Annotated in this window: 15 protein-coding genes; 10 read left to right on the top strand and 5 right to left on the bottom strand. The window is 40.3% G+C overall.

Annotated features, from left to right (window positions below; translation table 11 throughout):
• Positions 1–101 precede the first annotated feature (101 nt).
• Complete coding sequence (locus BA70_RS12190; protein ID WP_024426216.1) at positions 102–617, bottom strand: gamma carbonic anhydrase; 516 nt, start codon at positions 615–617, stop codon at positions 102–104.
• Between the two features lie 45 nt (positions 618–662).
• Here BA70_RS12190 and BA70_RS12185 point away from each other — a divergent pair, with 45 nt between their 5' ends.
• Positions 663–1,442 (top strand): alpha/beta hydrolase, encoded by a 780-nt coding sequence (locus BA70_RS12185; protein WP_034322574.1) that lies wholly within the window; start codon positions 663–665, stop codon positions 1,440–1,442.
• A gap of 29 nt (positions 1,443–1,471) precedes the next feature.
• Positions 1,472–2,551: a tetraprenyl-beta-curcumene synthase family protein gene (locus tag BA70_RS12180; RefSeq protein WP_034322571.1), complete on the top strand. Its 1,080-nt coding sequence runs from the start codon at positions 1,472–1,474 to the stop codon at positions 2,549–2,551.
• A 15-nt stretch (positions 2,552–2,566) separates the two neighbouring features.
• Here the strand turns inward: BA70_RS12180 and mnmM are convergent, their stop codons facing one another.
• On the bottom strand, positions 2,567–3,142 hold the full coding sequence (mnmM, locus tag BA70_RS12175; protein WP_034322568.1) for a tRNA 5-(aminomethyl)-2-thiouridylate-methyltransferase MnmM: 576 nt from the start codon (positions 3,140–3,142) through the stop codon (positions 2,567–2,569).
• Complete coding sequence (gene mnmL, locus BA70_RS12170; protein WP_034322567.1) at positions 3,139–4,104, bottom strand: tRNA modification radical SAM protein MnmL/YtqA; 966 nt, start codon at positions 4,102–4,104, stop codon at positions 3,139–3,141. The genes mnmM and mnmL overlap by 4 nt, the downstream gene beginning before the upstream one ends.
• 152 nt (positions 4,105–4,256) lie before the next feature.
• Here mnmL and BA70_RS12165 point away from each other — a divergent pair, with 152 nt between their 5' ends.
• The 7 genes from BA70_RS12165 to BA70_RS12135 all read left to right on the top strand — a co-directional run bounded on the left by BA70_RS12165 (position 4,257) and on the right by BA70_RS12135 (position 9,142).
• A complete protein-coding gene (locus tag BA70_RS12165; protein WP_034322564.1) occupies positions 4,257–4,532 on the top strand; it encodes a YtzC family protein in 276 nt (91 codons plus the stop codon).
• 142 nt (positions 4,533–4,674) lie between these two features.
• On the top strand, positions 4,675–4,854 hold the full coding sequence (locus BA70_RS12160; protein WP_034322561.1) for a hypothetical protein: 180 nt from the start codon (positions 4,675–4,677) through the stop codon (positions 4,852–4,854).
• 17 nt (positions 4,855–4,871) lie between these two features.
• The gene (locus tag BA70_RS12155; RefSeq protein WP_034322559.1) at positions 4,872–5,264 is read left to right on the top strand and encodes a GntR family transcriptional regulator; all 393 of its coding nucleotides are present in this window, start codon (positions 4,872–4,874) and stop codon (positions 5,262–5,264) included.
• On the top strand, positions 5,257–6,135 hold the full coding sequence (locus BA70_RS12150; protein ID WP_034322556.1) for an ATP-binding cassette domain-containing protein: 879 nt from the start codon (positions 5,257–5,259) through the stop codon (positions 6,133–6,135). The genes BA70_RS12155 and BA70_RS12150 overlap by 8 nt, the downstream gene beginning before the upstream one ends.
• Positions 6,129–7,124, top strand: a complete 996-nt coding sequence (locus BA70_RS12145; protein WP_034322554.1) for an ABC transporter permease subunit — start codon at positions 6,129–6,131, stop codon at positions 7,122–7,124. The genes BA70_RS12150 and BA70_RS12145 overlap by 7 nt, the downstream gene beginning before the upstream one ends.
• Before the next feature lie 19 nt (positions 7,125–7,143).
• Entirely contained in the window at positions 7,144–7,842 is a 699-nt protein-coding gene (locus BA70_RS12140; protein ID WP_034322552.1) for an ABC transporter ATP-binding protein, read from the top strand.
• Positions 7,832–9,142: an ABC transporter permease gene (locus BA70_RS12135; RefSeq protein ID WP_034322548.1), complete on the top strand. Its 1,311-nt coding sequence runs from the start codon at positions 7,832–7,834 to the stop codon at positions 9,140–9,142. Before BA70_RS12140 ends, BA70_RS12135 begins: the two co-directional genes overlap by 11 nt.
• A gap of 58 nt (positions 9,143–9,200) precedes the next feature.
• Here the strand turns inward: BA70_RS12135 and BA70_RS12130 are convergent, their stop codons facing one another.
• Both BA70_RS12130 and ytvA read right to left on the bottom strand, forming a co-directional pair.
• Positions 9,201–9,902, bottom strand: a complete 702-nt coding sequence (locus BA70_RS12130) for a sunset domain-containing protein (protein WP_034322546.1) — start codon at positions 9,900–9,902, stop codon at positions 9,201–9,203.
• Positions 9,903–9,987: 85 nt separating this feature from the next.
• The gene (gene ytvA / locus BA70_RS12125) at positions 9,988–10,791 is read right to left on the bottom strand and encodes a YtvA family blue-light photoreceptor (protein WP_034322544.1); all 804 of its coding nucleotides are present in this window, start codon (positions 10,789–10,791) and stop codon (positions 9,988–9,990) included.
• A gap of 424 nt (positions 10,792–11,215) precedes the next feature.
• Here ytvA and BA70_RS12120 point away from each other — a divergent pair, with 424 nt between their 5' ends.
• Entirely contained in the window at positions 11,216–11,545 is a 330-nt protein-coding gene (locus BA70_RS12120; protein ID WP_223249904.1) for a DUF4257 domain-containing protein, read from the top strand.
• Positions 11,546–11,566: the final 21 nt, after the last annotated feature.

The raw sequence follows: 11,566 nt of genomic DNA, 5'->3' as shown, positions 1-11,566 counted from the left end.
CATGATAGAAAGTGGTGGAAAAGGGTAAAATAACAAGCGGTTCACAGTTATTGCTTAATATCCTGAAAAAAACATGATAAAGTGAAGATACACGTATGATGTTAACGGGATAAAAGGGAACGATAGTATTGTCCCTTTTCTACATATTCTCTGCGGATACGGTCCATGTCTTGGATATCCTCATCTGTTAACAGTCGAACCACTTTGGCTGGACGGCCAAAAGCGAGGGAGCCTTTTGGGATGACCTTTCCTTGAGGGACAAGACTTCCTGCACCGATAAAGGCACCTTCGCCAATTTCTGCACCATCGAGAATGATGGACCCCATACCAATGAGGGCATTTTTTCGAATGATTGAGCTATGTAATGTGACTTGGTGTCCAATGGTAGCACCATCTTCAATAAGAAGTGTTTTTCCAGGACTTTGATGCAGACAGGATAAGTCTTGAATGTTGACGTTTTTTCCAATTCTCACTGGAGCAACATCGCCTCTGATGACGGTTTGGAACCAAACGCTCGAATATTCTCCAATCGTGACATCGCCAGTAATGGTGGCGTTATCTGCGACAAAGACCGATTCATGAATCTCAGGTGTAAACTGATGATATGGATAAATCACTTTTTCGACTTCCTTTCTAAATACAACATTTGTGAGGTGTTTACTTTGTGGACTTGGCATGCTGAAAGACCAGTTGGTACAATTGTGATTGTACATGGTGCCAGTGAATATCATGGCCGATATAAATGGCTGATCGAAATGTGGCGAACTGCCGGCTATCACGTCGTCATGGGTGACTTGCCTGGGCAAGGAACATCAACACGTGCGCGCGGCCACATTCGCTCTTTTCAAGAATACATTGATACAGTAGATGAATGGATCGAACATGCGAAGTCATTCAGACTTCCTACATTTTTACTTGGGCACAGTATGGGTGGACTCATTTCAATTGAATGGGTCAAGCAGTATACCCATACGAAGATTGATGGCCTTATTTTATCATCACCTTGTTTAGGTCTGCAATTTAAACCGAAGAAGCTGATGGATTTTGCGTCAAAAGGTCTAAATGTGCTGGCTCCGTCTTTTAAAGTAGAGTCTGGACTGTCCATTGAACTTGCCACACGGAATCAGGCCGTTATTGAGGCAGATTCAAATGATTCACTTTATGTGACAAAGGTGTCGGTTCGCTGGTATCGAGAGCTGGTGAAAAATATCGATGCAGCGATGCAGCCAACGAATGTCTTTCGCTCGATTCCGCTCCTGTTAATGCAGGCAGGCGATGACAAGATCGTGGATAAAACAAGGGTGATCAAATGGTTCAATGGCATTGAATCGTATAATAAATCATACCGTGAATGGGAAGAACTGTTTCACGAAATATTTAATGAGCCGGAACGAGAAGATGTGTTTAAGGCGGCAAGAGCCTTTACAGATCAATATATTTGATTGTGAGCTTAAGTTGGGGGTGGATTGATTTGTCAGTACCAGAGCGTCCTTTTGCACTGATGACGAAAGTGTATAAAGATATTTTTCCGCTAGTTCATCAGGAGCTAAAAAAGTGGCGGGCTCATGCAGAAATGATTGAAAATGAAGAACTGAGAACGCAGGCACTAGCGAGCATTTCCAGTAAAACCTTTCACTGTGAAGGCGGAGGAATCTTATCTCTTCTAGCAGGTGAAGCGAAAGAAACGTGTATTGAATTCATTGTGGCGTACCAAACGATCAGTGATTACTTAGATAACCTATGTGACCGCAGCACGTCGCTTGATCCAAAGGATTTTCATATGCTGCATCAAGCGATGAGAGATGCGCTTGATATTCATGCTGAGCTCAAGCCGTATTATCAATTCCGTGATGAGCAAGAGGATCATGGGTATTTACATGCGCTTGTCCGCACATGTCAAGACGTGCTGTCACGCCTTGAGCATTATCCGATCATTCAGCCGTATTTACATAAGCTGTGTGATTATTATAGTGATTTACAAGTACATAAGCACGTGGTCCCTCATGAACGTGTGCCTCGACTAGAGTCATGGTTCCGCCAATATGAAAAGGATTTGCCGAAGATGGAATGGTATGAGTTTTCAGCATGTGCAGGATCAACGCTAGGCATTTTCTGTCTTGTGGCTTATGCACTGCAGCCTGATTTTACAGAGAAGCAGGCGAAGCAAATTTACGAAAGCTATTTTCCTTATATCCAAGGTCTGCACATTTTACTCGATTACTTAATTGATCAAGAAGAGGATCGGCTTGGGGGCGATCTGAATTTTTGCTCATACTATGACTCTCATCAAGAGATGATGGACAGACTTCAGCATTTTATTGAAAAAGCGGATGAGCAGCTGAAAGGCATCCCTCACGAAAATTTTCACAAGCTGATTAACAGAGGATTACTAGCGGTCTATTTGTCCGATGAAAAAGTGACAGAACAAAAAGAGATGAATAAGCTGGCAAAACGGCTGATCAAATCAAGCGGGAAAACGTCGTTCTTTTTCTATATCAATGGAAGAGCCTATCGGACCTATCAGAAAATGCCTTGGATGAAATCCTCATAAAAAAGCTCAAATCCATTAGGATTTGAGCTTTTTTTCAATCGCGACCACAAAGGGCGGGTCGTTATGAATATTCATGTATTGATAAGACAAGACTTGTACTTCTTCATGGTGAAGAGACCTGCAATAGTCGAGAAGCACTTCTTTTTCTCTTTTTCCTTCAGGATGACCGTGGTAAATCACAAGAACGATCAGACCTCCGGGTTTTAGCCAGTCAATGAGCTGTTTGATCGCTTCAATGGTCGTATGAGCCTGAGTGGTGACGGCTTTATCGCCTCCGGGCAAGTACCCAAGGTTAAACACCGCAGCAGATATGTGTCCATAAACATCCGCTGGTAAGTGATCAGCCAGCTTTTCATGTCCATCGTGGATGAGGTGAACGTAAGGGTATTGCTCACCAAGCCTTTTGCTTGTTTGCTTTAAGGCCTCCTCCTGAACGTCGAATGCAAAAACTTGTCCATCTTTTCCTACAAGGTCGGCTAAATAGAGCGTATCGTGACCGTTTCCCATCGTTGCATCAATGGCGATGTCGCCTTTTTTACAAGCACGTTCTAACAGCTCTTTACTAAAAGGGAGCATGCGCTTTAAAATCATTTGGCCGCTTCTTCCAATCTGACGAAACGTTTGCCTTGATAGCTGTTTCGTCTTTCAAGTTCAGCATTAATGGCATTCAGTACTTCCCACTTATTTACACTCCACATCGGACCAACCATTAATTCAATAGGACCATCGCCTGTAATCCGATGAATAATCATTTCTGGCGGCAGGATCTCCAGCTGATCACAAACAAGCTGAACATATTCCTCCTGGCTTAAAAACTCAAGCTTGCCTTTTTCGTATTGCTTGACCATTGGTGTTCCTTTTAAAAGGTGAAGTAAATGAATTTTGATTCCTTGCACATCTAAATCAGCGACAGCTTTTGCTGTTTCCATCATCATGTCTCGGTTTTCAAGAGGCAATCCGTTAATGATATGCGAGCAGACACGAATTCCGTGTTTTCGCAGTTTTTCTACACCTTCTACGTAGCATTCATAATCATGGGCACGGTTGATGAGCATAGCTGTCCGTTCGTGTACGGTTTGAAGGCCAAGCTCTACCCATAGATAAGTGCGCTCGTTTAATTCAGCTAAATATTCCACAACGTCATCTGGCAGACAGTCAGGTCTTGTGGCAATAGATAAACCAACCACTCCATCTAGGTTCATGACGGTTTCGTATTTTTCTTTTAACACAGATAGCGGCGCATGTGTGTTTGTATATGCCTGAAAATACGCCATGTATTTTCCGTCTTTCCATTTTGTGTGCATCCGGTCTTTGATTTCATTAAATTGAGTGATGAGATCATCAGCCCGGTTTCCTGCAAAATCACCAGACCCAGCGGCACTACAAAATGTACAGCCTCCGTGGGCTACAGTACCATCACGGTTTGGGCAATCAAAGCCACCATCTAAGGCGACTTTAAACACCTTATGACCGAAGTGCTCACGCAAATGATAGTTCCATGTGTGATAACGTTTTTCGCTGTTTGAATATAAAAAAGGGTTATGCTGATCCAAGTCAGTAACCTCCTTGCATAATAATAGGCATCCTAAAAGTTTAACAAAAATTACGGAGTAGGACAATTGAATCTGTCCAACATTTTCTTTAGTGAAAAAGCTTCACCTGGGCAAAATAGGTGGGAGCGATGATGAAATGGAGGGATTGCAAGGTGGCAACAAGAAAATCAATCGATGAATTTATGCAAAAAAGCACTGAGACTCTTGAGTTTGCAAGTGAACAATTTGATTTGAGCTCACGCCAAGAGCATTATAACGAAGAAGAGTTTTCTAAAGCGCAGCTCATGCTTGAGGATGCGGTCAACGAATTAGAAAAATTAAAAGATGTCGCCAATGACCAACAAAGAGAGCGTTTAGACAGGGCGCGTGTTCAAATTCAAAGTTTGCAAAATCAAATGATTTTAGGTATTTCATACGATAACGAATGATAAACAGATCCTTCTTTTAAGGGTCTGTTTTTTTATTTTCAGAAAAGCTATTGACTTTTTGAGTGAGTGTTATTATTGTATTAAGTGTACTACATCAACTAATACACTATAGACACTTAAAAGTGAAGAAAGGTGTTCAACCATGAAGAAAGAAAAAAAACCAATCAATATGAAGTGGATGGTACTGGCTGTTGCGTTAGCATGTACATTTTTTTTCGTTCTCGTTTTCATTGGTTTTGAGGTTCAGAAAGATTTGATTCCAAATTCGGTCCCTTTAATGCAAGGACATGATCAAGCAATAGGACTGCAAAAGCATGAATGAGGAAAGAGGGAGCCATTATGATTCAAATAGATCCAAGAAGCGCTGCGCCAATATATGAACAAATCATTGAGCAGTTAAAAATTTTGTGCCTAAAAGGTGTGATGAAACCTGGCGACAAACTGCCTTCTGTAAGAGAGCTCGCCACCATCATCATCGCCAACCCAAACACCGTCAGCAAAGCGTATAAAGAGCTTGAACGGGAAGGGATTATTGAAACACTAAGAGGCCGTGGAACGTATGTAACAGAAGGTGCACAGTTAAAGCTGAATGAAGGGAAGGTGTTGGAGATGAAGGAGCAATTAAGACAACTCATCATAGAAGCTCATTATGCCGGTATTGACATTCATCAACTCAAAGAATGGCTAGAAGAGATCGGCTCAAGTCTAAAAGGAGGACAACAAGTTGATTGAGGTCAGAAATGTATCGAAGAAATTAAATGGACGCGAAGTACTCAGTGACGTTTCCTTCGAGATAGGCGAAGGAGAGATCTTCGGTCTACTTGGCCGTAATGGCTCAGGAAAAACAACACTTCTCAGATTGATTCAGCAAATTCTTCTTCCGGATGAAGGGGAGATTTATTTTAAAGGTGTACTAGTGAAAGATCACCCCTTAGTGAAGCAAAATATTGTGTATATGCCGGTCGTGAATCCTTACTTTGACCGGTACAATTACGGACAGCTAGTCCAGCTATTAAAGCATATTTATCCGAAGTTTGACGTGACATATGCCAATGAGCTTGTGAACCGTTATGAGATTCCGGAAAAAGTGAAATATCGTGAATTGTCGACAGGTTTAAAGAAACAGCTGTCACTCATTTTAAGCTTTGCCATCAAACCAGCGGTCATTTTGTTAGATGAACCGACAGATGGAATTGATGCGGTCACAAGAAACGATGTTCTTCAGCTGATGATTGATGAGGTGGCAGAACGACAAACGACGATTTTCATTACCTCTCATCGCTTAGAGGATATTGAGCGGATGTGTAATCGAATTGGATTTTTAGAAGGAAATCAACTCACAAGTGTCATGGATTTAGATGAATTAAAGAATGACTATGTCAAAATCCAAATGGCATTTGAAGAAGATATGAATTTAAGTATTAGAAAAAACGGCGTCTCCATTTTAGATCAAGCAGGTGTTTTCTATACAGCGCTTGTGCTCAAAACAGATGTTGAGGCAAAAGAGTACCTGAAATCGCTACAGCCGAAAGTATGGCATGAACTGCCTGTGAATTTAGAAGAAGTATTCATTGCGAAGTTTGGAGGGAAACGCAGATGGTAAAGCGGCAATTATTATATAAGGAGTGGAAGCAATCAGAGCTGACATTCATTTTAGTGATGCTTGTTGCAGTATTTGCGACGCCATTATCCTTCTTAATGGGATACTCATCCTTTCAAACTTGTTTAAATGATCCCACATGTACAACAGCGGATAATTACTTTTATTATAATTTTAGTTCTGACATTTTTATCGTCCTCTCATGGACGATGGGTTTGGTTTTTGCGATTATCCAGCTGGGATATGAAAGAAATAAAGGACAGATCGATTTTACTTTATCTTTGCCATTTAGTAGAAGTACCATATATCACACAAAGTTTTTTCTAGGTGCCGGAATTATCGCACTCGTCCATGTATTGTCATATGCCTTAACTTACTTACTCATATTAGGAATTGAACCAAAGGAGACGTTCGGGTTTAACAGTGGTTACTTCATCGCACTTGTGTCATCCTTGATGATTTATAGTTTGTGTCTCGCAGCAGGTGCTTTAACAGGAAGCGCAACTAGTCAAATGATTGTTACCTTCAGTACAGCGATATTGCCTTATTTATTAATTTGGCTTCCGATGTTTCATTTAGACTTTATTTTTAAAACGAATAGAAACTGGGTCGATGTCAGTTATGACTACTTTATTATGCCCATTGCTCCAATTACTTATATAACGGATCGTTTTCAATATCGAGATCCAAGTGAATATCCAATTTGGTTTACTGGAGAAGAATTCATCGTACCAATTGTGATGATAATTGTATTTTATCTCATTGGTTTGTTTAGTTTTATTAAGCATCCAATTGAAAGAAACGGCAGCTTCTTCCTTTACTCAAAAATGGATAGACCCATTCAGATTATGGTCATTGTCTTCGGTGTTCTAGGATTTGGCTGGGTTGGTTTTTCTTCAGACAATTCCATGTTTGGTTATATCGCTGGCATGTTAATTGGTGGAGGAGTAGGTGCACTAACGAGTTATTTCTTAATCTATAGAAAAAGATAAAAGAGAGTAGGGGAGTAAGATGATTCAGATTCGAGAATTAGACCATGTATTTAAAATTGGTAAAAAGGGCAGGGAGAACGAAATTCCTGTGCTCAAAGGCATTGACCTATCCATCAAAAGAGGCGATATTGCTTGTATCGTTGGACGAAGTGGTTCGGGGAAATCTACCTTATTAAACTTAATTTCAGGATATATTACGCCAACGAGCGGACAAATTGTCATCGATGGCACCAATGTGACTGGCTTTAATGAAAAAGAATGGGCGGACTTTCGGTTAGATCATTTTGGCTTTATCTTTCAAAGCTTTCAATTGATCGGGAGCTTAACAACGTTTGAGAATGTTGAACTTCCGCTCACTTTAAAAGGTGTGAAGCCGTCTGAACGTAAGGCGAAAGTAAAAGAAATGCTCAAACGAGTAGGCCTTGAGCATCATGCAGAACATTATCCGAATGAGCTGTCAGGTGGACAGCAGCAGCGTGTGAGTATTGCAAGAGCTTTGATTTTAAATCCATCTATTATTTTAGCGGATGAACCAACAGGCAGTTTGGATTCAGAAACCGAAGGAGAAATTCTAGCCTTTATCCAGCAGCTCAATCGTGAAAAAGGAATTACGTTTGTCATCATTACACATGACGATGAAGTCGCTTCCATCGCAGACACAACGTTCCAGCTTCATGATGGTGTGTTAAAGAAAGGGGAACAGTCCATTGAAATTTAGAGATCAGGTCAAATTCATCAGAAGAAATATGAAGAAAAATAGATTGCGTGTGTTTATGACCATACTTGCAACGACAATGGCATGCTCTTTCTTAATCGTTCTAGCGTCAGTTGGTTTTGGTCTGCAAAAATCGGCTCAAGATGAAATCATGAAACAGCAAATCATCACAGAAATTAAAGTGTTGGGCAAAGAAAAAGGTGACGTCAAAGTTGACGATTTAAAGAAATATGATCATGCGAAATCTGTCGTTGCAAGAACGTCAATCATTCCATCGGTTAACGTCGAGCTCGATAATCGCTCAAGTGAAACACAGGCTGCTCTGACAGATATGAAAGAAGAAAAAGAGGCAGGCCTTGAACTAGACCGTGGAAAAGTCCCAACATCGGCGAATGAAATTGTGGTTGGGTATCATATGGCAGAACAACTTTGGACGGAAAAAGAACGAAAAGATTATGAAAAAGAAATGAATCAGACATCAAATGGTGAAGATACACCGGAAGAGCCAAAAGGCTATACGAAGGAAATTTTAAACAAAGTCATTCAAATCAAGGTGCCAAAACTTAATGAAGAAAATGAAGTTGTGAAAGAAAAGACGTTCGATTTCCGTGTAGTCGGCGTATTGAAGAAACCGAATTTGGAGTGGCAGCAGGATCATAAAATTCTTATTCCAAATGCTTATGAAAAAGAATTTGGTCAAATGCTCGATCTGTCTCCTGATGCAGGAAATGTCGAAAAAATGACTTCTGTCTATGCTGATAAGTTCGACAATGTCGGTGCGCTCACGGATAAGCTGACAGATGACGGCTATCAAGTAATCTCTGTGACGAATCAGCTTGAAGGAATGGATATGTTCTTTACAGTCTTTAAAATTGGACTCATCTTTGTCGGATGTATTGCGGTCATTATTTCGGCGATCGGCATTTTCAATACGATGACAATGGCGGTAACAGAACGAACACAAGAGATTGGTATTATGAAAGCCATTGGTGCTAATCCTTCCATTATCAAGCGAATGTTCCTAATGGAAAGTGCTTATATTGGGGTGATTGGATCGGTCATCGGTATCATCATCTCGTATATCATTAGCTTCGCAGTCAACTTAATCATTCCAGCCATTTTGTCTTCCATGTCTGAGGGAGGATCAAGCGATCAATTCTCGATTACTTTCTCCTATATTCCGCTAAGTCTTGTGATCACAGCAACATTGATTAGCGCAGGGGTAGCGATTATTTCTGGACTGAACCCAGCACGTAAGGCAACAAAAACAAATGTATTAGCAGCATTAAGAAGAGAAATTTAAAAAAAGAACCTCCTGTTCCCTAGTGGACTAACAGGAGGTTTTTTATCGTGAAGTATAGCTATTGCTTAGGTGCCCTGTACCCTGCTCGCTCTGCCTCTTCTACGGAGCAGAACAGCTTGGTTACATTTTTTGTTCGCGAGTAGTATCTGCTGCTCGGTGTGTGATAAATGCCATTCACACTTCCTTTGATGTTACAGGCGGTCGATTCTTTTTTTGTTTCCTTTTGTGATTCATGCCCGCCCGTATTCGTGCCTTCATCCTTAGGAGCGGAGCGCTGGACGGTTGAGGACTGAGTCTCTTTATTTTTTTTCTTGTTTTCTTTTTTGAGTGTTTCGTTGCTAGAGGTCAGCTTGTCTATTTTCTCTTCAAGCTCTTGAATGGTCTCTTTTTGCTGTTTGACCGTTTCTTTTTCTGAGGTGGTGTTTTCTAGCTTTTTTGACAGTTTTTCTTTTTCTTTTGTCGCGTCTTCTAAAGAGGACGTAAGCGACTCTTTATCTTCCTTCAGATGAGAAATTTCAGATGCTAATTGTTTTTGATCCTTTAAGAGCTGTTCCGAAGATGGATCTGCTTGTGCCTTCGGAGCATCTGTGGCAACAAACGGTAACGACATGATGGAAAAAACGAGACCAATAATCAAAAAAGGATAAAAGAGTCCTTTTGAAAAAATCCTTTGGTTCCGGTGTTTGAATAAGAAGAAATTAGCGGCATATCCTATGGCGAAACAAAAGCATAAAAGACCTATGATGAGTAAAAAGATCATCTAGTAGCCCCCCCTAAATCTCTATTTACCCCTATCATACCTCATTTTTCCATTTTGTGGAGTGATTCAAATAAAAAAACCCTGTTCAAACAGGGTTTTCAGCTAATGGCAATCCTTTTATAGCTTCTTTTACCGTCAAATATGTGATGGTATGTTGGAAATCTGTATCCAAGTCTTTCATTTTCATCGCAAGCTGTGGTTTGATCCCAGTAATGATCAGTTCCGTTCCAGTTAAGCTGAGGAGATGGTGCAGTTTGAAAATTCGTGATGCGACGGAATCATCTACATCAATTAAACCAGAAAGATCGACGATTAAATAATCATCCTTTGAATCATCTAATATACAAGTTAATTTAGCGACAATGGCATCAAAGCGTTCTTCAGATAGTTTTCCGATGAGTGGAAGAGCGGACACACCATTTTTGATTGGGACGATTGGCGTCGAAAGAGAGGTGACTTCCTTTAAGGAATCTTCTAGGAGCTGTTCATATTCTTTCTGTTTCGTAATATCCTTTTGAAAGCCAATGAAAAATGTTTTGTCATCTTGTTCAATGTATAGAGGATCTATGTTGAGTTCATTCCAAAAAAAAGTGCCGTCTTTTTTATAATTTTTAAGCTGTGTGGTAATAGGTGTTTTGTTTTGTATTCCATGACGTATTAAATCAAGCTGCTCTTGATCTGTGTCTTTTCCTTGGAGGAATCGACAATTACGCCCAAGAATCTCGTCTGGTTTGTATCCAGTCATTTGTGTAAAGCCATGATTCACATAAACGATAGGATTATCCTCTAAAGAAGGGTCTGTAATCACAACACCAATCCGCGCATGATCTAGCGCTTTTTTTATGAGTTCAAGCTGTTTTTGCAAGCCGAAGATGTTCGAGCTGACCATATTACCCTCCTTTGATGCTACTATAGACATTCAAATTGGTTTCTTTTCGAGCAAAATAATTCTTTATAAACGTAACATAACATATGTTCTGTTTCAATGATTGCAAACGCTTTGTTAAATTTGTCATCATAGTTTGTCCTCCATTAGAATAGAGTAAGTAAGGAGACTTTTCTTTAGAAAAAGAAGGAATCAATTGCTTATCATTCATAAAATACCAAAAATAGTTAATATGGATTAGGTAAAAATGATTCCAATGCATCAAGATTGTTTCTAGGTCATTCACATATAATGGAAGAAACAAGCTTTTTTTCTTCGTTAGAGAGAATAGACCTTTTACATGGATTATGACGTAACAGCAGAATGGCATTACAGGGGGCTGGACAGCCTGAAGTCGCTTTACTATTCTAAGGGCTTTAGGAAGGTGATGAAAATGCTGCAACAAGTCATTATTGCTTGCGCCATTGGAGGGGTCATGGGCATTCTCGGTCACGTAAAGAAAAAAGGCAGGCTAGAGAAGCCCAGAATGACAAAAAAGTTTATTTATCTAGGGTTTATTGAAGATTGGCTCGTTGGGATGATTGCCGCTACACTGCTTGTCTTATCCTCAAATCCCGATTCTAGTCTGCACTTGGTCATCTTATCAATTATTTCAGGTTACGGAGGAGAAGCAGTTCTGCGAAGCTTCGATTTTGTGAGAGAACAGCGTTCACAGGATGCAGACTCCAACCGTCATAACCGATCTCCACACGAATAATATCCTCTACTTTACCCTAGT

The organism is Bacillus zhangzhouensis, from assembly GCF_000715205.1.
Classification (GTDB): Bacteria; Bacillota; Bacilli; order Bacillales; family Bacillaceae; genus Bacillus; species Bacillus zhangzhouensis.
This window is presented reverse-complemented; position numbering and strand designations above follow the sequence as displayed.

What these genes read in the sequence shown, in the direction of transcription:
- mnmM (WP_034322568.1), bottom strand. Translation starts at nt 3,142, where the DNA reads ATGATTTTAAAGCGCATGCTCCCTTTTAGTAAAGAGCTGTTAGAACGT.
- BA70_RS12160 (WP_034322561.1), top strand. Translation starts at nt 4,675, where the DNA reads ATGAAGAAAGAAAAAAAACCAATCAATATGAAGTGGATGGTACTGGCT.
- BA70_RS12155 (WP_034322559.1), top strand. Translation starts at nt 4,872, where the DNA reads ATGATTCAAATAGATCCAAGAAGCGCTGCGCCAATATATGAACAAATC.
- BA70_RS12145 (WP_034322554.1), top strand. Translation starts at nt 6,129, where the DNA reads ATGGTAAAGCGGCAATTATTATATAAGGAGTGGAAGCAATCAGAGCTG.
- BA70_RS12140 (WP_034322552.1), top strand. Translation starts at nt 7,144, where the DNA reads ATGATTCAGATTCGAGAATTAGACCATGTATTTAAAATTGGTAAAAAG.
- BA70_RS12130 (WP_034322546.1), bottom strand. Translation starts at nt 9,902, where the DNA reads ATGATCTTTTTACTCATCATAGGTCTTTTATGCTTTTGTTTCGCCATA.
- ytvA (WP_034322544.1), bottom strand. Translation starts at nt 10,791, where the DNA reads ATGGTCAGCTCGAACATCTTCGGCTTGCAAAAACAGCTTGAACTCATA.
- BA70_RS12120 (WP_223249904.1), top strand. Translation starts at nt 11,216, where the DNA reads ATGAAAATGCTGCAACAAGTCATTATTGCTTGCGCCATTGGAGGGGTC.